Origin of the sequence: Rhodococcus sp. WAY2 (assembly GCF_009859915.1) — a bacterium.
Taxonomy (GTDB): domain Bacteria; phylum Actinomycetota; class Actinomycetes; order Mycobacteriales; family Mycobacteriaceae; genus Rhodococcus_F; species Rhodococcus_F oxybenzonivorans.
In genome coordinates, this window is sequence record NZ_CP046573.1 from 448,799 (window position 1) to 470,212 (window position 21,414).

The 21,414-nt window shown below is 61.3% G+C and carries 19 protein-coding genes and 1 pseudogene; 9 read left to right on the forward strand and 11 right to left on the reverse strand.

Annotated features, from left to right (window positions below; genetic code table 11):
- Both GFS60_RS32140 and GFS60_RS32145 read left to right on the forward strand, forming a co-directional pair.
- Positions 1–2,100 (forward strand): hypothetical protein, encoded by a 2,100-nt coding sequence (locus GFS60_RS32140; RefSeq protein ID WP_159928308.1) that lies wholly within the window; start codon positions 1–3, stop codon positions 2,098–2,100.
- Positions 2,101–2,668: 568 nt separating this feature from the next.
- Positions 2,669–2,924: pseudogene (locus tag GFS60_RS32145) on the forward strand (recombinase family protein); the annotation flags it as partial.
- 192 nt (positions 2,925–3,116) lie between these two features.
- Here the strand turns inward: GFS60_RS32145 and GFS60_RS32150 are convergent.
- Entirely contained in the window at positions 3,117–3,560 is a 444-nt protein-coding gene (locus tag GFS60_RS32150) for a hypothetical protein (protein ID WP_159928310.1), read from the reverse strand.
- A 129-nt stretch (positions 3,561–3,689) separates the two neighbouring features.
- Here GFS60_RS32150 and GFS60_RS32155 point away from each other — a divergent pair, with 129 nt between their 5' ends.
- Positions 3,690–4,085, forward strand: coding sequence for a hypothetical protein (locus GFS60_RS32155; RefSeq protein WP_442972211.1), 396 nt, complete (start codon positions 3,690–3,692; stop codon positions 4,083–4,085).
- Here the strand turns inward: GFS60_RS32155 and GFS60_RS32160 are convergent.
- Both GFS60_RS32160 and GFS60_RS32165 read right to left on the reverse strand, forming a co-directional pair.
- Positions 4,082–4,955, reverse strand: a protein-coding gene (locus tag GFS60_RS32160) for an IS5 family transposase (RefSeq protein ID WP_236603601.1) whose coding sequence is annotated in 2 segments (ribosomal slippage) — positions 4,082–4,589 and positions 4,588–4,955 — 876 coding nt in all. Because the reading frame shifts where the segments join, the coding sequence is not laid out codon by codon here. The two genes, GFS60_RS32155 and GFS60_RS32160, sit on opposite strands and share 4 nt — an antisense overlap.
- Positions 4,956–5,161: 206 nt before the next feature.
- The gene (locus GFS60_RS32165) at positions 5,162–5,710 is read right to left on the reverse strand and encodes a recombinase family protein (RefSeq protein ID WP_328799842.1); all 549 of its coding nucleotides are present in this window, start codon (positions 5,708–5,710) and stop codon (positions 5,162–5,164) included.
- Between the two features lie 257 nt (positions 5,711–5,967).
- Between GFS60_RS32165 and GFS60_RS32170 the strand changes: the two genes are divergently transcribed.
- Genes GFS60_RS32170 through GFS60_RS32180 form a run of 3 tightly spaced genes read left to right on the forward strand, consistent with a single transcriptional unit; the run spans position 5,968 to position 7,052 of the window.
- Positions 5,968–6,333, forward strand: a complete 366-nt coding sequence (locus tag GFS60_RS32170) for a hypothetical protein (RefSeq protein WP_159928314.1) — start codon at positions 5,968–5,970, stop codon at positions 6,331–6,333.
- A 25-nt stretch (positions 6,334–6,358) separates the two neighbouring features.
- A complete protein-coding gene (locus tag GFS60_RS32175; RefSeq protein ID WP_236603602.1) occupies positions 6,359–6,598 on the forward strand; it encodes a hypothetical protein in 240 nt (79 codons plus the stop codon).
- Positions 6,573–7,052 (forward strand): RES family NAD+ phosphorylase, encoded by a 480-nt coding sequence (locus GFS60_RS32180; RefSeq protein WP_236603663.1) that lies wholly within the window; start codon positions 6,573–6,575, stop codon positions 7,050–7,052. The genes GFS60_RS32175 and GFS60_RS32180 overlap by 26 nt, the downstream gene beginning before the upstream one ends.
- Positions 7,053–7,743: 691 nt before the next feature.
- Here the strand turns inward: GFS60_RS32180 and GFS60_RS32185 are convergent.
- Together GFS60_RS32185 and GFS60_RS32190 are read right to left on the reverse strand one after the other, a co-directional pair.
- The gene (locus GFS60_RS32185) at positions 7,744–7,929 is read right to left on the reverse strand and encodes a hypothetical protein (RefSeq protein WP_159928320.1); all 186 of its coding nucleotides are present in this window, start codon (positions 7,927–7,929) and stop codon (positions 7,744–7,746) included.
- Positions 7,926–8,357: a DnaB-like helicase N-terminal domain-containing protein gene (locus tag GFS60_RS32190; protein WP_236603603.1), complete on the reverse strand. Its 432-nt coding sequence runs from the start codon at positions 8,355–8,357 to the stop codon at positions 7,926–7,928. Before GFS60_RS32190 ends, GFS60_RS32185 begins: the two co-directional genes overlap by 4 nt.
- A gap of 136 nt (positions 8,358–8,493) precedes the next feature.
- On the opposite strand from GFS60_RS32190, the gene GFS60_RS32195 reads away from it, so the two are divergent.
- Genes GFS60_RS32195 through GFS60_RS32205 form a run of 3 tightly spaced genes read left to right on the forward strand, consistent with a single transcriptional unit; the run spans position 8,494 to position 14,383 of the window.
- Positions 8,494–11,211, forward strand: coding sequence for a DNA methyltransferase (locus tag GFS60_RS32195; protein ID WP_159928322.1), 2,718 nt, complete (start codon positions 8,494–8,496; stop codon positions 11,209–11,211).
- Complete coding sequence (locus GFS60_RS32200) at positions 11,208–13,193, forward strand: DEAD/DEAH box helicase (protein ID WP_159928324.1); 1,986 nt, start codon at positions 11,208–11,210, stop codon at positions 13,191–13,193. The genes GFS60_RS32195 and GFS60_RS32200 overlap by 4 nt, the downstream gene beginning before the upstream one ends.
- Positions 13,190–14,383 carry a GIY-YIG nuclease family protein gene (locus GFS60_RS32205; RefSeq protein WP_159928326.1) on the forward strand — a complete coding sequence of 398 codons (1,194 nt, stop codon included), beginning with the start codon at positions 13,190–13,192 and terminating at the stop codon, positions 14,381–14,383. The genes GFS60_RS32200 and GFS60_RS32205 overlap by 4 nt, the downstream gene beginning before the upstream one ends.
- A gap of 1,789 nt (positions 14,384–16,172) precedes the next feature.
- Here the strand turns inward: GFS60_RS32205 and GFS60_RS32210 are convergent.
- The 6 genes from GFS60_RS32210 to GFS60_RS32235 all read right to left on the reverse strand — a co-directional run bounded on the left by GFS60_RS32210 (position 16,173) and on the right by GFS60_RS32235 (position 21,364).
- The gene (locus GFS60_RS32210; protein WP_159928328.1) at positions 16,173–17,231 is read right to left on the reverse strand and encodes a hypothetical protein; all 1,059 of its coding nucleotides are present in this window, start codon (positions 17,229–17,231) and stop codon (positions 16,173–16,175) included.
- A 524-nt stretch (positions 17,232–17,755) separates the two neighbouring features.
- Positions 17,756–18,052: a hypothetical protein gene (locus tag GFS60_RS32215; protein WP_159928330.1), complete on the reverse strand. Its 297-nt coding sequence runs from the start codon at positions 18,050–18,052 to the stop codon at positions 17,756–17,758.
- An 85-nt stretch (positions 18,053–18,137) separates the two neighbouring features.
- A complete protein-coding gene (locus tag GFS60_RS32220) occupies positions 18,138–18,290 on the reverse strand; it encodes a hypothetical protein (RefSeq protein ID WP_159928332.1) in 153 nt (50 codons plus the stop codon).
- Positions 18,291–18,340: 50 nt separating this feature from the next.
- Complete coding sequence (locus GFS60_RS32225; protein WP_159928334.1) at positions 18,341–18,529, reverse strand: hypothetical protein; 189 nt, start codon at positions 18,527–18,529, stop codon at positions 18,341–18,343.
- Complete coding sequence (locus GFS60_RS32230; RefSeq protein WP_159928336.1) at positions 18,526–19,080, reverse strand: DnaB-like helicase N-terminal domain-containing protein; 555 nt, start codon at positions 19,078–19,080, stop codon at positions 18,526–18,528. The genes GFS60_RS32225 and GFS60_RS32230 overlap by 4 nt, the downstream gene beginning before the upstream one ends.
- 679 nt (positions 19,081–19,759) lie before the next feature.
- Entirely contained in the window at positions 19,760–21,364 is a 1,605-nt protein-coding gene (locus tag GFS60_RS32235) for a ParB/RepB/Spo0J family partition protein (RefSeq protein ID WP_159928338.1), read from the reverse strand.
- Positions 21,365–21,414: the final 50 nt, after the last annotated feature.

Below are 21,414 nucleotides of genomic sequence, written 5' to 3' on the forward strand. Positions count from 1 at the left end.
ATGGTGGGAACCAAACTCGCAGTCGCCTCCAGCACTGCGCTGGCCAGCAAGTATTCGACAGCGGCGTTCACGCCGACGCAAAACAGACTCTTACTGGCCTTCGTGATGAGCGGCGGGTTCCCAACATTCGGTGAGGACCCAACTGTCGAGCCGACAGCGAGCAGCGGCAATGGCGTCTCATGGATCGTGCTTGATACGCAAAAGCACCCTACTGCTGCGCATCGTTTGACGTGCTTCCGTGCGATGACGAAAAATTCGGTCGCGGCTGCGCCGCTGACGTTAACGTTCGCGAGACAGCAGCGGTGGTGCGCCTGGGCTATCTATGAGTACGACGGGGTTGACGCCACCGGAGTCGACGGCGTCACTGCGATCGGCGGATTCTCGCGAATCACAGTCACCGGCACCCTTCTCGACACGAGCTTCGCGTCCCCCGACAAGCTCGCGGTGGGTGCAATTGCATTGGACGGCCCAGTCACCAATCTGGCAACTGGCAGCGGTGCCACCGTGCTCGACACCCAACAAACGAATGTGTACATCGGCGGAAACGGCATGCTCCACACGCAAGAACGGGCCGGCAACACCGGATCCGAAAGCCTGCGCTGGACCTGGAAGGAAACCGCGAACGCCGTCGCAATGGCGGTCGTGTTGAACGCGCCGATCATCGGGGGACCGCCGCGAGACCCCAATGAAAGTCTTATCCGACAATACGAACCAATCCTGTTCCTCCATGCTCAAGAGAGCTTCGTTCCTTCGGACGCTAAGCGCTACATCGAGCACTGCGCACTGTGGCGGGCTCAGGCACCTTTCAACGTCAAAGACAGCTGGGGAGGTGCAGGGTCACCGTATCCGCGCTCACCAATGCTGGCCAAAAACGGAATCGGCACAACAATGGGTGAACCCGGGTTCATTGGTGATGTCGCTAACATCGTCGACACAGCGACCGAAGAGCGCTTCCTCGAATTGGCTGGATGGAAGGACAAGGCCGAGGCGAACCAACCGGTCGTCACCGCTTCCAGCGCCCACCCATATGCAAACAGGGGCGAGATCTTCAATCGTTACGACACTGAACAGGCCTTGGTCGACAGCAAGTTCTGGTACCACGCCGAGATTTTCGACTCGAACCGGTTGCGCACGCTGCTGCTGAACGAAGACGCCGCTCCCAACCTTGGTCCAATACTTGAATCGTTCAATTCTCCGATACTGTTATGTTATTATCTATTCTTTCCCGCACACGAACAGCACAGCATGGAAGGAACCTGCGGTGGCGACACCGTGGCTCGCGAAGTCGGCTCCTGTGGAGGCGATTGGGCGTGTATCGCGCTCTTGCTCGACCGGGTCGACAGCGGAAAGCCCTATACCCCTGAATATATCGGGCTGACCGGTGACCAGACCCCGTTCACGGAACCGCGTGGCCCCCATTACTTCGATGATGCCAACCGAATTAACCTAAACGTCGAACGCTGGACCCCTTCGCTACCAGCTACTGTCGGATCACACCCTCGGATCCATGTCGCACTGGGGTCTCACAGCCTCGGGATGACCGCTGGATTTATACCGGGCAACCCATTTCCGGACAATGCCCAACCGCAATGGTGTGGCCGGTTCGACACGCCATCGCTATTGCCTGCTCCACCCGAAGAACCAAGCATCTGGGAAGACCTGGCCATAATTTTCGGCAAGATCTACATCGGCGGCTTCATCGGAGGTGTGGCCGCGATTGCCGAGTACGGAGGCATGGGCTTAGACGTCGTGGGCGTCGCGGTTCCGCCGCCGACCGCCAATTATCCTGCCGCCGGCTCCGGAACGACCATAAAACCGAGTGACATCGCCTTTGCGGACCAAGGTACAAAGGTCGAAAACTGGAAAAGCCAGAACGCATTGATGATCAACGGCCGCCGCTACGACTTCATCGTCGACCGCCGCCAACAGAAGTGGTGGCCGAGCGATCCCACCGACCAAATACCAACCGGATTTAACGGCCGGTGGGGACCACGTGTAGAGGATGACCCAATCGCCAGGCGCGCCGGCATGCGATTCCCAGACTTCTGCAAAATGTTCTTCCAGGCAATCAACGACGGCCAAAACAAAAACTTGTTGTGATGCGCGGTCCAGGGCGTTGGTGTGTGAGTGTGCGCTAGGGGTCCGTCAGAACAAGGTGATCTGAGATTGGGCGGCGGCGTCATCGGTGGTTGCTGGTAGGCGGTGGCGAAGGCTTGCGCGGTCACCTCGGTGCAGCCGATTTCTCTGGCGACCTGCGCCCAGGTCAGCCCTGAGTCGTGAGTTGGTAGGCGTCGCGTTCATCGTCTGTGCGCTGGTCGGGGTGGATGCTCACTGACTGTCTCCTTCGATGGCGTTGCGGCCGGTTGGTGAGGGACTTTCGGGGCCATCCCGCGACTATCGTCGGGCCCGCGCCCGGCGGCAGGTCCCCGTCGCGGAAAGTGGGTGGTCCGGTCACCCGGATCCGCGCCGGCTCCGAGCGACTGGTCTTCCTATCAAAGACACCCCCAACCGGACAGAAGGCGACCGCCGTCCCACACCCTTGGAAATGAGACGCCCCCGGCGCCGCGTCCGGATACCACAAACCCCCAGGTCAATGTGTCTCAAAAGTTAGTTCCACAACGTCGTGTCAAAACGGTCGTACAGAACTGACTTTCGGTACGCTCCATAGGTGGAATTGGGATACGCCCGGGTGTCGACGAGCAAGCAGGACCTGACGCGGCAGATCGACGCGCTCCGCAAGACCGGGGTCGACCAGGCGAACATCTACGTGGACAAGAAGTCCGGGGCCACCACCGAACGTCCCGGATTGCAGGCACTGCTGGGCTACCGCCCGCAAGGGCGACGTGATCGTGGTGCACACCCTCGACCGGCTCGGCCGCACCGTCCGCGACACCCTCAACCTGATCCACGACCTGCACCGGCGGCATCCGCTTGCGGGATCGCCAACCACTCCTGACGTCACTGCTGGGACGCTGGGGCCCAGTCCGCTTCGCTTTCGCGGAAGGAGCGGTCTGCGCCGCATCGGCACCCCGACGAGAGCGCGGCCCTGGCACCCCATTCGGCTGCCGATGCGCCCAAAAATACCCTGATCCAGACGATGAAGCGTGGATCCAGGTTTAAGGCACTGCCCAAACGCCGGCGCCCGGTAGAAGCGTGGTGGGGGTGCCCGGGTAACCGGGTATACCGCCCGCTGTGAAGGCAGCGATTACCGTCCCGGATCCAGTCTGGGCGACCCCGGGGGAAGGTCCGTACACGAGGTCCGCAGCGCCACTCGCGCCGGTCGATAGGTTGCGCCAGTGGACGACAAGATCGCAGTAGAGGTATGCGCCGCACCGGAATCGAGTGATCCCCGGCTCCTCTGGGTCGGTCCGGACAGTGATGTACGTATTCGACGGCGGGTTAGTCAATCCAGTCGGTCCGTTGGTCAGTCCCGCGAAGGGGATCGGCAGGACCGTGTCGGTCGGGGCTGCGCTCACGGGCTGGGCGGCGAGCAGCAATGCCGCGAGGGCGATCCCGACGAGAGTAGTCATGCTGCGGGGCATCGAAGCGGTTCGGAACATGGTTCCACCTCCTGCAAGACGTCGAGCTGAGCGTAGCCCGGACGGATCCGTTGGTGTGTCTACCGCCGGATGGGCCGATCATCGTCGTGTCGCACGCATTTGTCGGCAGGCAGGGGCACGATGCGGGTCGTGACTTGGACACAGAATGACCTCTCGGACGCCGGGTTCTCCGGATTCGTTCGATTCGCCGAGTTACCAGGGACGGGCGTCCCCGCCGATCCCGGCGTGTACGTAATCGTCAGGCCGACGCGCACGGATCCCGCATTCCTCGACAAGAGCTCTGCAGGTTGGTTCAAGGGCAAGGACCCGTCGGTCCCTCTCGCCGCGCTCGAGAACGCCTGGGTGCCGAGGTCAGAACTGGTGTACATCGGCAAGGCCAGCGGAGGAAGCACCGGCAGACGGGGACTGCGTAAGCGCCTCGACGAATACCGGCGGCACGGAGCGGGGGAGCCGGTCGGGCATTGGGGTGGCCGCTACATCTGGCAGCTCGCCGACAGCGAGGAGCTACTAGGTTCTGTCTGCTAATTGCGCAGACGGTGCGTTGTGACTGTTGAGGCGAGGAGTACGCCACCGAGGTAAGTGATGGCGTACTTGTCATACCGAGTGGCTATACCGCGCCAGTGCTTGAGTCGATTGAAACCCCGCTCAACGGTGTTGCGGTGTCGGTAGAGCGCCGGGTCGAAGGCCGGTGGTCGCCCGCCTCGGGAACCTTTCTCCTTCCGTCGTGCAATCTGATCGGATCGTTCCGGAATCGTGTGCGAGATGCGCTTTTCCCGCAGGAAGTTTCGAGTCGAAGGATGGGAGTACGCCTTGTCTGCCAGCAACCGCATCGTGCCACCGTGCCGATCCGGATAGATCTCGAGCAGCGGCGCCAGCTGTGGGTTATCGCCGACCTGCCCGGCAGTCAGCAACAGGGCGACCGGAGCGCAGGTGCCGTCGATGAGGGCGTGGATCTTGGTCGTCCACCCGCCTCGGGACCGTCCCAGGGCGTGATCGGTGGGCTCGCCCGCAAACGTGTAATTCGACTCAGCCCCCTGTGGATCTGGGAGCTGGAGCACCCGCCGCATGCTGATGGGCACGCACGCTGGTCGAGTCGATCGAGACCAGAGCCGCCAACGCCTCATCGTCGACATCACGGACCGCATGCACGGCGCGGAACATTGCCTCGTAGGTTCCGTCGATCGACCAGCGCTTGTGTCGTTCCCAGATCGACTGCCAGGCACCGAACTCGTCGGGAATATCCCGCCATGGGGAACCGGTCCGGAACCGCCAGCAGATCGCCTCGAGTGTCACGCGGTGGTCGTTCCATGGCCGACCACGCCGCGGACACGACGTGGGCATCACTTCCGCGAGCACCTCCCACAAGTCATCGGAAATCACACCTGAACGAGTCACCTGTCCACCATGAACCATCTTCGCCTCGCGATTTAGCAGACACGCCCTAGTCGGATGGAGACCGACTGCCGAGGAGGATGCGCGCACGCTCGAACGAACGATGATCGCCGAGTTCTCTGCGGCGCACAGCAAACGTCCGTTCGCGAACCTGACCGGATAGCAGGAGAGACTCCGCATCCAGGGGTCAGGATCAGTTTCAGCACGTGTTACTTCAGGTGCCGGTATAGCGTCGTACGTCCGACGCCGAGGATCTCTGCGATGTCGACGAGAGGCATTCCGTTCTCGCGCATCTTGTGCGCCTGCCGGATCTTGTTGGCGGTCATCTTCGGTGGCCGGCCGCCGATGCGGCCGCGCGCACGGGCGGCTGCGAGGCCGACCTCGGTGCGTTCCCGGATCAAGTTCCGTTCGAACTCGGCGAGCGCACCGAAGATCGAGAAGATCAGCTTGCCTCCGGAGGTGGTGGTGTCAATCGACTCTGTGAGCGAGCGGAATCCGACGCCGCGCTCGTCGAGGTCCTCCACCGTCTGCAACAGGTGGGGGAGTGAACGGCCGAGCCGGTCGAGCCGCCACACCACCAGGGTGTCTCCTTCCCGCAGGTGCGAGAGGAGATCGTTGAGCTGCGGGCGTGATGTTGTCGCCCCGCTCGCGGTGTCCGTCCACACGCGAGAGCAGCCGGCAGCGCTCAGGGCGTCCCTCTGCGAATCGGCGGTCTGCTCGGCGGTCGAGACCCTCGCGTAGCCCAAAAGTTCGTTCACGAGCCAGGAGTGTTCCATAACTCACCGACAAGCGAACTTGTGAAACATTGGTTTCCGACACGAGTTTCGGAACATATCCGGTCCCAGGTTGACCATCGGCGCCACGGACGTTTCAAAAACGGTCATTTTTGCAACACTGCCGCTAGTCGGGACCTCCGTCATGGAAATTCCCGCGATCGACCGCCGCACGGGAAAGTTCCGACCGACACCGACCAAACTTGGTCGGTGCAGTGGGTTTAGTGTGCTTGCACCTCCCCATGGGATTTGCGAAGGAACAGCAACTACAGGATTCGACCAGAGGCTTCGTCTCAAGCGGGAAGGCCATATGCCCTGACCACATTCCTGATGAGGCGCTGAAGCAACACATCCAGGATTACGCTTTAGAGGCGGCGTGTAGTTTCTGCCCCGCTATGGGAACGGATGATGGGGAACCCATTGCGGCAGCTTTTGACGATTTTATGTCCGGGTTCATGGTCGGTGTTCATCTTCACTATCGAAGGGCGAATGACGAAGGCACACCCTTCGAAGATGGGGACTTCAAGATAGAACATTTTGATTCAGATGCAATCGCCGTAGAACTATTCTACGAAACCAGCCAGGGAGTCGATTTAAAGAGAAAGTAAAGTATGAAACACTCGATTCTTGTTTATGACAGATGAAAAGGAAAGCGAATACGATCCCGAAGATATTTCAGTTGTGGACTTCTTCAAAAGGCTCACCAAGATCCTCTTCCAGATCGACGATGTTTGGCGCCAGCTTGGCAAAGGTTCAGAACTCTATCGTGGCCGGATGTTCGAGTTAGAGCAGGATGTCAGCAAGTTGTCCGGCTGCCGCAAATCGAATGAGCCCCGCCGGCATCTCAATGTTCTATGGAGGCGACTCCTATGACACCGCCCTGGCCGAAATAAGCGCACACAGGAAAACAACCCACGCTCTCGTTGGCAAGTTCAGGACCGTAAAAGACAATATGGTTATAAACCTTTCACGATTGCCGGAACTGCCCAGTTCTTTTAATGGAGATGCCCGCGAAGAATATTACATGATTTCATTTTTACGTCAGTTTGCTGAGGATCTGGCCCAGCCGATCGTCCTAGACGGCCGCGAGCATATTGACTATGTGCCCACCCAAATTTTCACCGAATACCTCCGCCTTGAAACCGCGTACCCAGTGCACGGCCTTGTTTTTAACAGCACTCAGTGCCCTGGTAAGAACACTGTGCTTTTCTGCGGCCTGGACGCCTGCGCAAATGATGGATCCACAATTCCTGATACCATCGAACTCGTATTGGAAGCAGGCTCCGTCAGGGATATCGAGGTTCCTCGCACGCCCTCCACCACGTGACTACGGGCGCTACCCGTAAGTTTGCGTCATGCCATGGGTCCCCGTAGTGATCTCGATCGTGAGCGTCTGCATCGCGCTAACCGCACTCGTTCGCGGCGAGCTGTTGCGCCGTGCCCATGAAGGAGGAGCAGTAGACATCGAGGTCAAGCCGGTCAGAGGCGCCCGGGTCTTTTCTCCACAGACTCGGCGTGGCACCGCGGAATGGGTTTCTCACGTCAATGTGACCATCACCGGGCGTGGTACCCGAAACCTGTGGGACGTCGGGGTGAGGGTAGTGCGGGGCGACTTACCCGCGCCGCCACCGTCGACCGTATCCCTTAGCCCTGGAATCGCGCTGCCGAGCTTTACGGTGGAACCGGTGGACTCAGGAGTCTCGCTTGAAGTTCTTGCGCGGGAAAGCAAATCCGGGCCAAGGAAGACGGTGGGCAGCTTTGCGGCCGATGTCACCCCACAGGGCAATTGGGTCCCCTTCGGCAGCTTGATCAGTGAGGTCGAAAGTTAGGGCGCTGGCGAAACTTCCTCCGCCGATGTTGTCGGTGTGCAGGGCAAGTGCCCTGTAAATGTGTCGAGGATGGTGGTTCGAGTGCGAGTTCGCCGTCACCCGGGTGTCCGTGGTGGTCGATGCTCATGTGCGTCCTGGGAAGTAGTCGGTGGACATGGCGCTCCGGTGTGAGTGTGCCGCGGGGGTTTGTCAGAACATGCTGATCTGGGCCTCGTGGGCGGCGGCGTCGGTGCGCTGCTGGTAGGCGAAGGCGCGTGCGGCGGATTCGGTGCAGCCGATCTCGCGGCCGACTTGCGCCCAGGGCAGTCCGCTCTCATGCAGTTGCCAGGCGTCGTATTCGTCGTCATGGGTTGGGTTGGCGGCGTGGATGGTCACTGGTCTGCTCCTCGGAGGTTGGCGAGACGTTGGGTGGCGGCCGAGAGCAACCATGTGCTCGAAGAGCTGGTCCTCGGGAAGTCGCTCGGCGGCTTGGGCGAGGGATTCGGCGGCGGCGCGGAAGCTACGCCGGTAGGCCTGCGAGATGACGGCGCGGGTGTAGTGATCGAGGGCGATGTGGTCGGTGTTCCGCGGGTGGTGATATTCGCGAGGTGCCGGGAGTGTTGGCGTCCGCGGTGGCCTGCGAACTTGCCGGTACGTTCGAGATCGGCGCCGACCATGGTGCGATCGTGCGGAACACCGGAGCGGACCAGGCCGGCGATGACGGTGTAGAGCTCTCGGTGAATGGGCTGCTGGAAGTCAGCGGGATCGAGTGCGTCGACGGCATGGTCGTATCCAGCCCGGCGGGTCCAACAACTGGCGGCCACCTGTTGCCCTTGGCACGTAGCTACCCCGTACGCGGGCGACACCGCACACTCGGGCGCGGTGCGGCCGTTGCGATGGCGACGGTCGGATAATCTCGGCTCAAACCTCGGTGAGCAAGCGGCGTAGAAGTGGGGAAGCATGGCAAGACTCAACCTGAAGGCCGTTGAGGAGCGAGTTTCACCCCTTGGCGGTCGCGACTCGTACGACCGAGAGTTCATCTTCGATCTGCTCCTGGCCTACGGGAAACCGCAGGGCAACGTCACACGCCTGCGCAAGGGCTCGCTCAACGTCGCGGACGACCCTGAGACCGAAGTTGCTCAGAAGAACGTCGTCTACTTCAAGGAGACGACCAAAGACCCGCTCGCAGTGATCGAGGAGCTGCGGACCTCACCGACGGTCGTCCGGTACAGCACCCGGTTCGTGATCGTCACCGACTTCTCCGAGCTCCTCGCTGTCGACACCAAGACCGGCGAGAACCTGATGATCCCGATCCGGGACATCGACCAGCACTTCACGTTCTTCCTGCCCTGGGCCGGCATGGAAAAGGCACAGTACGTCGCAGAAGCACACGCCGACGTCAAGGCGGCCGAGCGCATGGGCAAGCTCTTCGACGAGCTGCTGAGTGCGAACCCAGACCTGCTCGACCGGCCGCACGGCCGGCACGGGTTGAACGTGTTCTTCACTCGCCTGCTGTTCTGCTTCTTCGCCGAGGACACCGGCATATTCGAGGAGAACCAATTCACTAACGCCATCGGATCGCACACCCATGCCGACGGCTCGGACGTTGCCGAGTTCCTCACCGACCTGTTCGCCGCGCTCGACACGGTCGAACCCGGCGATAAGCCCCGCTACCTGGCTGGCTTCCCATACGTCAACGGACGTCTCTTCAAGATGACGCCTGACGTCGTGGTGCCGAAGTTCACGAACAAGGCCCGGCAACAGTTGATCGAGTCCGGATCCCTGATCTGGCGCGAGATCAACCCGGACATCTTCGGGTCGATGTTCCAAGCGATCGTCACCCCCGGCAAGCGCTCCGACCTGGGCCAGCACTACACCTCGGTACCGAACATCCTCAAGACCATCGAGCCGCTCTTCCTCGACGAACTCAAGGAACAGTTCGACACAGGATTTGACTCCGTCAAGAAGCTCGAACAACTCCTGGAACGGATCAGCGCGATCAAGGTCTTCGACCCCGCCTGCGGCTCGGGGAACTTCCTGGTCATCGCCTACAAGGAGCTGCGCAAGCTTGAGCACGCGATCCTCGAGCGGCTCGCCGACCTCGATCCCAAGCATCAGGTCCTGTTCGCTGAGTCGAAGATCAACATCGAAAGCTTCTACGGCATCGAGATCGACGACTTCGCCGTCGAGGTCGCGATCCTCTCCCTTTGGATCGCCAAGCACCAGATGAACACCGAGTTCAAAGAAAAGTTCAACGTCTCGATCCCGCTGATCCCGCTCAAGGAGACCGGGAGGATCCAGGCCGGAAACGCTACCCGGGTCGACTGGAACGAGGTGTGCCCCAACCAGGGGGAGTCGGAGATCTACCTGATCGGGAATCCTCCGTACAAGGGCGCGAAGACGCAGACCAAGGACATGAAGGCGGACTTCCCGCACGTCTTCGGGAACCGTTCGTACTCGAAAAACTTGGATTACATCGCGCTGTGGTTCACCAAGGGAGCGGATTATATCCAAGGCACCCCGGCAGAGCTCGCGTTCGTCACCACCAACTCCGTCGCCCAGGGCGAACACGTCGGGCTTATGTTTCCGCGACTCTTCGAAGCTGGCTTGGAGATCGGCTACGCATACACGTCTTTCAAGTGGGAAAACAACGCCAAGCGGAATGCTGGGGTGACGGTAGCAGTCATCAGTCTCCGGAACGTTCGACGCGGCCCGAAGTACATCTACTCCGATAGCATTCGGCTGGAGGCGACGAATATAAATGGGTATCTCGCCGACGGCTCCAACGTCTTCATCGCGCGTCGCAAGAAACCACTCGGCCAAGGGCTTCCAGCGATGGTGATCGGGTCGATGCCTCGAGCGAAGGGACTGGTTCTGACAGCAGACGACCGGCGCAGGATGCTCACCGAGGACCCGCGGTCAGGAGACTTCATCAAGTCGTACATCGGCACTTCAGAGTTTGTTGATGGGGTTGACCGATACTGCCTGTGGGTCGAGGACGATCGAGCTACTGAGGCGGCTGCGGTGCCCGCTATCGCGAGCCGCTTCGCTCGGGTGAGCGAGGAGCGGCGCCACAGCGACGCAGACAGCACGTCTGCGTACGCATCAAGACCCCATCGCTTCGTACAGATCAGCTACAAGCGGACAGAGTCGATTTTCGCTCCGAAGGTGTCATCGGAACGAAGGGACTACATTCCGTTTGGCTACATGGACGCTGACACGGTCATCTCCGACCTGGCCTTTGCTGCCTACGATGCCGAGCCCTGGGCGTTCGCTCTGATGACGTCGAGGACGCATATGGTCTGGACGAAGGCGGTCGGCGGACAGCATGAGACTCGCATTCGATATTCGAACTCGATCGTCTACAACAACTTTCCCGTCCCGTCCCTCTCCGAAGAAACGAAAGAGCGGCTGACCGCCGCGGCACTGCGTGTGCTGGACGTACGCGAGTATCACTGTGAGAGGACTCTCGCGGAGTTGTACGACCCGGACCTGATGCCTGCCGACTTGCGCGAAGCACATGCAGAGATCGATGCGCTGGTGGACTCGCTCTACTCCAAGCGCGGGTATGAGACCGACGAGCAGAGACTGTCGGACCTGTTCGCTATGTATGAAGCGATGACTGCCGAGGAGGCTGCCAAGGCTCCGGCTAAGAAGACGAGGAGTGCTCGGAATTGAACGCGATCAAGAAGCCGGTCAACATCGTCGATGTGACCTACGCCCGGACGGGTGCGTCGGTCAACACCGACGCGTTGGGGATGCGCGAGATGCAGCAGCGCGTCTTCGTCAAGCGCGATGCTCAGCACCTGCTGGTGAAGGCTCCGCCGGCCTCCGGGAAGTCACGGGCCTTGATGTTCGTGGGGCTAGACAAGCTCTACAACCAGGACCGCAGGAAGGTCATCGTCGCCGTGCCGGAACGGTCGATCGGGGCGTCGTTCACGTCGACGAAGCTGACCGAGCACGGGTTCTTCGCCGACTGGGAGGTCAAGCCCGAACACAACCTCTGCGACCCCGGTTCCTCGCAGGGCAAGGTTGGGGCACTCATCGGCTTCCTTAACGGTCCCGACGCGATCATGGTCTGCACCCACGCGACGCTGCGGTTTGCGTTCGAGAAACTCTCCCCAGCTGCATTCGACGGCACGGTGCTGGCGATTGACGAGTTCCACCATGTGTCCGCCGACACCGAGGCGAGTCGGCTCGGCGCGCTGCTGCGCGACGTCATGAACGGCTCGGACGTGCACATCGTGGCAATGACCGGCTCGTACTTCCGGGGCGATTCGGTGCCGGTGCTCTCCGCCGAGGACGAGGCGAAGTTTACTCCGGTCACATTCAACTACTACGACCAGCTCAATGGCTACCAGTATCTGCATTCGCTCGGCATCGGCCATCACTTCTACCAGGGCCGTTACACCGATGCGATCGGCGAGGTCTTTGACCTGGACAAGAAGACGATCATCCACATCCCGAACGTGAACTCGGGTGAGTCCACGAAGGACAAGATCGAGGAAGTCGGGTTCATCATCGATTCGATCGGCCTAGTCGAGGACACCGACCCGGACACAGGGATCATCAGCATCCGTCGGTCAGATACGGGCGAGATCCTGCGGGTGGCCGACCTCGTCGACGACACCGACCAGAAGAAACGCGCCGACACCCTGCACTATCTCGGGACCGTCGCGTCGAAGGACCGCGACGCGGTGGACGTCATCGTCGCGCTCGGGATGGCGAAGGAGGGTTTCGACTGGCCGTTCGCGGAGCACGCGCTCACGGTCGCCTATCGTGCCTCGCTGACCGAGGTCATCCAGATCATCGGCCGTGTCACCCGGGACTCCCCCGGCAAGGAGCACGCCCAGTTCACCAATCTGATCGCCGAACCGGATGCCTCCCAGGGCGAGGTCAAGGTGTCGGTGAACAACATGCTCAAGGCCATCACGGCCTCGCTGCTGATGGAGCAGGTGCTGGCGCAGAACTTCACCTTCAAGACGAAGCACCCCGGCGAGGGTGGGGCTCCCCCGCCTGGTGTCATCACGATCAAGGGCTTCAAGGAGCCGTCCACCGAGCGGGTCAAGCAGATCGTGAAGACCGACCTGAACGACCTCAAGGCGACGATCCTGCAAGATGACACCTTCGCGAAGGCCGCGGCGGGCTCTGTGGATCCCGAGACGACGAACAAGGTGTTGATCCCGAAGATCATCCGCGAGCGGTACCCCGATCTGGACGAGTCTCAGGTGGAGGAGCTGCGCCAGCAGGTCGTCGTCGACTCGGTGATCAAGAACGGCGAGGTCCGCGAGGTCGGTGACAAGCGGTTCATCAAGATGTCGGAGAAGTTCGTCAACATCGACGACATCAATATCAACCTCATCGACTCGGTCAACCCGTTCCAGCGTGCCTTCGAGGTGATGTCGAAGTCGGTGACCCCGTCGGTGCTGCGCATCATCTCCGACGCGATCACCGCTACCCGGGTCGAGTTCACTGATGAGGAGGCGTTCGCGCTGTTCCCGAAGATCCAGCAGTGGGCGAAGGTTAATGACCGCAAGCCAGACGTTCGCTCGGAGGATCCGACCGAGAAGCGCTACGCCGAGGCGTTGCTGTACTTGCAGAAACGCAAGCACCAACACCTCGCCGAGCAACGAGCCACGCAGACAGTGGAGGAGTCATGACGAACAGCGAAGACTTCGGTCCAGTGGATTTCTCCTATCCTGCGGTCGACATCCAGTTGCTGATCGACTCCGATCTCGATGGCCTCCTTGACGCCCCAGAGAAGCCGAAGAAAGTCACCTCGTCCGATCGCTTGGAGCGTGCCTTCCTCGAGATCGTGGACTTTCGGCGTACCCACGGCCGGGTCCCCAGCTCGCTAACGCGAGAGATCGCCGAGCGCAAGCTGGGAGCACGTCTGGACGGGATCCTTGCCAGCGAGGAGAAGATCGCTGCGCTCAAACAACTCGATGAGTTCGGCCTGCTGGACGCCCCTGAGGCTCCTGCGTCAATCGATGACCTGCTGGAGGGTGATGACTTCGACCTTCTCGGCGATGACTCGGGTCTGCTGGATGTCTCCGATCTGCCGGTACGTCGTCAGGTCCACGAGGGCACCGACGCCGCGCGCCGTCACAAAGCCGAGGACTTCGAGCAGTTCGAGCACCTGTTCAAGCAGAAACACGCCGAGCTTCGGGCGGGGACGTCCAAGCTCCTGCCGTATCCCGGTATGACTCGCATCCTCCCCGGCGCGTTCTTCGTCCTCAACGGGGTGATGCTGTTCATCGCCGAGGTCGGTGAGACCGAGTACAAGAAGTCGACGGTGCGCGAGAACAAGCGCGAGCGGCTTCGGTGCATCTTCGAGAACGGCACCGAGTCCTCGATGTACCGCCAATCCCTCGCGATCCGCCTCAGCGACGAAAACGGCCAGATCCTCGAGCAGACCGAGATGCCTGAGATCCTCACCGACGACGAAGTCAGCGGCTACATCTACGTGCTCCGATCGCGTAGTGATGACCCGCAGATCGCCAGCATCGAGCACCTGCACAAGATCGGCTTCTCACGCGGACCGGTCGAGACGCGGGTCAAGAACGCCGAGAAGTCGCCGACGTATCTGATGGCCCCGGTCGACGTGGTGGCCAACTACCGCGCCTACAACCTGAAAGCCTCAGCGCTGGAAAATCTCCTCCACCGAGTCTTCGCCGAGGTGCGGCTCGACATCACACAGATCGACCGCAAGGGTCGCGGCTACGACCCATCGGAGTGGTTCGTAGCCCCACTCAACGTCATCGACCAAGCGATTGACCTGATCATCTCCGGCGACATCGTCGGTTATGTCTACGATCCTCAGGCTCAGAAACTGATCCGGCACGGCTGAGATGCCACCGTTCGTTATAGATATCCAGTTGAAAAATCCGGTATGACGCGTTCTACAGCCACCAGGGTTCGTTTGGTCAGAGATTATTCGGCAGCTCGTCTGTGTGTTTCCGGCGAGTCCAAGAGTGTGTCTCGATCCGGCAGACGTTGATTTGAACACGCCGCTGTACCAGCGATCTATGCATCAGACTCGTTCAGCAATGAGGGTACGAACGTTTGTGCACAGCGTTCTGCAACCCTACGTCAGGCCTTGGAGAATCGGTCCAGCGGTAATCGTGATCTGTACGCTGTGGCCGAGCGACGGACCTACTGACCGGTGATGCAGGGCAAGTTGGACTATGCGCCCGTCGTCTATAGCCCACGGGCTTAACGCGTTGCGGAAACCGAGCAGCCCGCCGAGCGCATTGATGGTGAGCCTCCACAGGTTCGCCCAAGTACGCGGTAACCCGGTCACATAGGCGATATGGAGAGCAACTGGTCCATCCGGGACGGGCATCAACCCAGCAACAGCGTCCCGGATCTCTTCCTTGAACTGGACTTTTGCATACGAGCGGCGCGTCACCAACGTTGCTTTCTGGCCAACTCGCCGGTGGGGATGGGACACCGGCCTCTAGCACCATCCCGTCGGTCAGCCACGCGGTGAGAGGCGACGTGATACCCATCCGCTCCTGCAGGACTGGCGCCAAGACCGGCACCGCCGGCCCCACCGTGACCGTTGAAAAGTCCGCGTGCTTTTGGTGCACCAGATGCTCGCAAACTCTCGGTCGACAGCCAGTTTCAGTCTCTCTGCGAGGGAGAACGCAAGGATGTCCAGACTCGACTGCTGGAGCAACGATTTGCCTGACGGAATGCCAACATCCAGGCGGAGTGCAGCGGGGCCGGACACCGCAGTGACTGCCGGTGCGAGAAGTTCCTCATTTTCATCCAGGAATCGGTCCATTCGGCGCTGGTCTCGCGAATTCAACTGCGCGAAACTTAACAACCCTGGTGGCACACGCAGATGGATTCGTTCACCCACCGGACTAGCGAAGCTGGGTGCTGGCAGGGTCATAGAGAGACGGTAGCGAAACGCGACAAGTGCTCTCGTACCAGGTTAGGGGTTGAAGGCCACCCGCTCGGATGCTGCGGTTCCGCGTGTGGCACTCTCTCAGAGCTCAAAGAACCTCCAAGAATTCCTTGAGCCGTGCGGTTCGACGCCCACCTCGCGATGTCCTGCTATCCGGTCGAAGGCGGGTCTGTCAATTCTGCAAAGCAACGATAGTCATCCTTACGAAGCGTGGCGATTGCGAACGAGCGCAAGGGGTTGTTGTGCCCGACTGCCTGCTATCGCAAACATTTGCGCGCGGAGCCCGACGAGTAGGAATGCGACTTTGATTCCGAGATGCGCGAATAGAGCCAAGGCGACGCAGCCTGCTACCTCGGTGAATCCGCCCGGCGGCAACACGGTTACTGCAAGCAGTACTGCGTTAATGAACAACGCCACCTGAGCTGCATAGAGCGCCGACCTGAAGACGACCGTCGCCTGAAAGACTGGGTCTCGTCCTACTTCTAGCCGCGGTGCCGCTACGACGTCCTTCACCCTGCCAAACAGTAGCGACACTGTGCCCATCAACGCGCCGGCGAAGATCGCCGCTGCAGGAAACCACTTCGATGGTTCCAACTCATGGCGCCAGAACACGAAAGCAAGTGCCCCCGTAGCCACGGGAAGCCCTACCAAGGTCAGCGCGTACCGAAAGCGAACAGCTCCCGTGGTTTGGTCGCGAAGGTCAATGACCGCATCGTCCGCGAGGTTACGTAGCGCGATCCGGATCCTGGGCAAACTCGGTCACCTCCCACACCGGCAAATTTTCTGCGTCGTCCCAAGCCCTATCTTCCCACTTCGGCGGCAGCTTACAGTCTGTTTGTTCCACGAGGCTCTTTACTACGGCCTTCGACGCCCGCTTGAATGCTGCGTCGGTGTCCTCAGCGCCGACCGGATTGACAGGGTAGGTGATCAGCGGGGGGCGAGCCCCCGAGACGCGGATTGTTTGGCTCCTGCGGCCAGGATAGGACACCTCGGCGACAAGTTCGCTAGCTTCGTCCTCGTCAGGTCCACCGTCGTCACCATCGGAGAGCGCCACTGTGCCATCGGCCACGGGCAGCGCATTACTCGGTGGGAAGAAGTGCTCGCGCATCTTCTTCAGAATCACGGACGATTCGGGATTTTCCTTGAACCGGAGAACGCGGTGGTACTCGCCCAACTTCCGAGATGTTCCTCCGATGCCGAACATCTGCATCGCGCTGGCGTCGATTCCTCGGTGTATGGCGGTGATGCTTTTCACTGACACCGCTTGACCAGCCTTTTCGGCCTCTTTCCAAGCGTCAACCTCCGCCGTCCGCCCCATGGTGATCATTACCTCTGGATATTGAGCCCGGAAGAGGTTGATGAAGATTGTCCTGAAGGCCTGGCCGACCGAGCGTCCGGCGACTGTCTCAACCAGTAGGAAACCTACGTGTGCGTCAGGCGGCTGAACGAAGTACACGGCGAAGTTGATCTGCTCGATATCCTGGGCGGTGCGCATATAGCCGGGCCCGGAATCGCCTGGCTTTTTGATGACGCTAAAGATCCCCGATGTGCCAGAGACGATCTTGCACCGATATGTATAACCAGCCGTCTCGACGTCGTGCGGCATCCCGAAGTGACGGGAATCTTTTTTGACTAAACGTCCCTTAGGCATCGAATTCACGTAAGTGGCGAAGAGGCGGATAAGCGAAGCCCCCCGCCCGTCAAAATTATCTAGAGGGAGGGTGATCTTAGGTTTGCGAAGCTCTGACAGAGAGACCTCGTACGCGACGAGAGCGTGCTTCATGCCACTGACCACTGCCGAAGCGTCGTCATTTGCCTCATCTGTCACTGTCGACCGTCCCATCAGCCATTCTCCGAAAATTGTGCCAGCAACCTGTTGGATGTGGCGTACGAATTTCGCTTCGCATCATTGCATGCCAGGTCCGCGGGCTTGATTGCTGGAACAGTTCGCGCTACACGGTGCCTCTGTGGTCAAGTGGGGCGTGTCCGCTCGTGGTGGATGCCGCGTAGGAACGGGTTGAACTCGCGTCGGTCGGAGTTCGGCGTGCTTCTTGAAAGCCGTTGTCTGGACTTTCATTGGACAGGAGGCAGGATTTCCATGGGGTCTTCACGGTCAAGCCGAGCTTCCGGTATTCCCCGAGGTTGTCGCTGCGGCGTCGTAGCCAGTTGGTGGTCTTTCCGACCTTGATCCACCTGGTGTCGAATTCGATCACGTACAGGTGGCCGTTCGAAGGGCGGGAACTTGCTGTGCTGCATCAACCTTCCTCCTGTACGGCGAGGTGGATCAGAACCGCTATGCCAGCCACTTCACGGTGGGGCGTGGTTCGTTCCGATGGGTGCGAGGTGGTGGAGTCCGGGGAGGCTGTAGGCGTTGAGGGCGAGTCGGGTGCGCCAGGTTCTGTGTTTGTATGCCCATATCCAGTGTCCGAGTAGCCATGCGCCGATTCCGGTGGCCAGGATCGAGACCGAGAGTGGGCTGGCGCCGGTGTATCCGATGCGGAGCAGTCCCTCGAAGATGATGAGGGCGCCGATGAGTCGGGCGGTGATGGAGCCGAATGCCCAGATCAGTAGCGCACCGATCGCGATGAGTGCTGCCACTGCCATGGGTCGACCTTTCTCGGAGGGGCCGTGTGGTGACAGCATCCCCGGAGGGTCTGACACGTGACTTCGGCATGATGCTCGAGCCCGGCTACCCGATTGTGTGATCGTGTGCGTCTGCGGTGAGTGTGCGGAGGTAGTGTGCGCGCAGGAAGTTGTCGAGGATGGCGGTTTCTGCCCGGTCGAGGACATCGACGAACGCGGCCTCTGCCCGTCCTTGTAGGTCCTGGAGGTCTCCGGTCACGGCAAGAGGGTCCTTTCGTGGGCGTGGTGGTGAGCAGGCGTATCGGGTCGTCAGAACAGGCTGATTTGGGTTTCGGCGGCGGCCGTGTCGGTGCGTTGTCGGTAGGCGGCGGCGAAGGCTTGGGCGGCGGCTTCAGTGCAGCCAATTTCGTGGGCGACCTGGGACCAGGTGAGTCCGGTTTCGTGGAGTTGGAAGGCATCGCGTTCGTCGTCGGTGTGGACTGGGTGGTCGATGCTCATCGGGTGCCTCCTTTGATGGTGCCCAGGCGTTCGGTGAAGGTGCGTTGGCTGCGGCCGATTTCGCACATGTGCTCGTAGAGCTGATCTTCGGGGAGTTGTTGTGCGGCTTGGGTGAGGGCGGTGGCTGCGGCGGCGAAGGAGCGACGGTAGGCCTGGCTGAAGACGGCGCGGGCGTAATGGTCGATGGCGGTGTGTTCGGCGCCGAGGGTGGTGATGTTGGCGAGGTGGCGGGAGCGTTCGGATCCGTGGTGACCGGCGAGGTGACCGGATTGCTCGAGCGCGGCTCCGACCATGGCCGGATTGTGAGGTGCGCCGCCGCGGATCAGGCGGGTGATGAGGCGGAAGAACTCGCGGTGGGTGGTGCGTTCGAAGTCGGTGGCCTCGAGGATGTCGACGGCCCGGGTGGTGGCTTCGGCCGGCGCCCAGAGCAGGGCGCACAGGAACAGCGCTTCGACGTCGTTGTGCAGGTCATCTGCGTAGTCTTCGGGCTGAATCGGGTCGACATCGGCACGTTCGGGAGTGCCGGGGACGACGGAGAGTGCGGTGCTCATGCCGGTTCGATCCTTTCCCGTGGAGCGCGGTATGTCGCGGCGCACTGCAAGCAGGCAGGTTTGGCGTAAATGGTGACCGTCATGATTTCCCCTTCGAGTATCATTTTCCAGTGGTTTCAGTTTATCGAATTTCGCCGTTTATTCCAAGATTTTTACGGTGATATTCCGCCTTTTATTTGCACTATTTTCGCAGGGCCCGCGAGCGGTTTATCTACACTTTTTCGTACCGTCGGTCGACATCCGCCGAGCACGTGTCCTGCACTTATCGTTGCAGGTGTACGCCTTCTTTTCGTATTGGACGCGCTTCTGTCCGGTACACCGGAACGTCAAGGGAAAGTGAAATAAGCAGTCGCTCGATATAAGGGAGTACGCGACCGCGGGCGTCTACTTATTTCGCGTCCTTGATTGGATCGTGGCCCGGTAGAAGAATTTCGGGAACGGCAGGAAAGAATCCGTTTAGGTTCGTTTCGTGGCGTATTTGAATTTTGCTTTTCGGTGCCGGCGGCCGGGTGCGCTTAGTGTGTGGCTCCCGTGGTGGCCGCTGTTCGGCCGCATCCCGTGCCCCGCTCGGGGAGGTGAGGGACGGGGCTGGGCTGCGCGGGATGCGGCCGACCGCGATTGTTCGCGGTGACCGGCCGTGGGCCGGGGCGTTGGTGTTGCGCCCCGGCCCAGGTGGTGGTCAGTCGATGTCGATGGCGGTGGGGTCTAGTTGTCCGGCGATGGCTTTCTCGACGTCGGTCAGCTCGTGGCCGTTGGCGGCGAGCATGTCGAGGTAGGCGGCGGCTCCGCGTGGGTGGTGCCGCCAGCCGTCCTTGACCATGCGTCCTTCCATCGCGGCGACGACCAGGGCGAGGGTGAGTACGTGGGCGCGGGCCTCGCTGCTCTTGTCGGCCAGCTCGGCGATGTTCTTGCCGTGGGTGAATCCGTTGAGTCCGAGCAACTCGCCCAGGTGATCTCCGGCGTGGTACTCGCCGAGGAGTTGCGGGTCGGTGGCCAGGGTGGCGGTGACCCAGGCGGCGGCGTTCTTCGGCGGAGTCTTGCGGGCGAGCAAGGTGGTGCGCAGGAAGTCGCGGCGGACCGTGGTAGCGGCCTCTGCGGCTTTGTTCAATTCCCGCACGCGGCGGCGCTCCTGCTTCTGGGCCTCCTGGTGTTCGCGTTCGCGGCGGGCGGCCTCGACGGCCTGCGCCTGCTGGTCGGCCGCATCGGCATCGACGTTGGCGGCGTCGACCTGGGTGGTGTGCAGGGCGGCGGAGGTCTCGGTCAGCTCGAATCCGCTGCCCTCGAGGGCGGCCGGGTCGAGGAAGACGTACTCCGGGACCCACACCGGGTGGGCCTCGACGGTGCTCACGTGCCGGAAGCCATCCTCGGGCTGGGCGTCGTCGTCGTCCTCGGTCGACCAGTCCACGCTCTCGCCATCGACTTCCTCGCCGGTTTCCCGGTCGAAATAGGCTTCGTCCAGGTCGACCCACACGCCCCACAGTGCGGGGGTAGTGGTGGTGTGTCCGGCGGTGACCGGCTCACCGGTGGTGGTGCGCAGGTCGTCGAGGGTGATGTGCTCGACGATGCTGGGTCCCTCGGTGAGGATGACGTAGCCGCGTTCGGCGTACGGGGCGGCGGCGTCGGCGCGGGCAGCGCGTTCGGCACGGTCCCGGCGCAGCCGTTCGGCGGTGGCTCGGAAGTTCCAGCACTGCGGGGAGAGCAGTTCGGCGACGGCGTCCTCGTCACCGGCGATGTCGAATTCGGCGATGACCTGGGCACGCTCGAGCGTGAGTTGTCCCTGGTCGAGGCGCTCGCGGACGGTGACGGAGGCGCCGACGGTAGCGAGTGCCTTGACCTGCTCGCGGGGCAGCTGGATGGCCTTGGACACCTTGCTGACTGATGCGCCGAGGTCGAGCATCTGCGCGACACCGGCCGCGCGTTGACCAGCGGTCAGGTCGTTGCGGTGATCGTTCGCGACGATCTGCTGGGTGATCCGCTCGATGCCGCGTTCGGTGTCGCTGGTGGCGGTGTCCGGGGTGACCAGGGCGGGCAGGCTGGTCAGACCGGCGTCGCGGGCGGCGAGGGTGCGGCACTGGCCATCTCGGACGCGGATGGTGCCGTCTGCGTAGCGGACGGCCTTGATCGCTTGGAGGACGCCGTGTTCGCGGATCGATTCGGTGAGTTCGGCGAGCTTGACCGGGTCGACGGTGTCGCGGGTGTTGGGTTCGATCTCGGCGTCGACCGGGTTCAGGTAAACCAGTTCCGCGTGGGCGGCGGTGGCGGTGTCGGTGATGTTTGCGGTCATGGTGTTCTCTCTCCTAGGGTGAGAGGAGAACACCGGGCAGGTAACAGCTG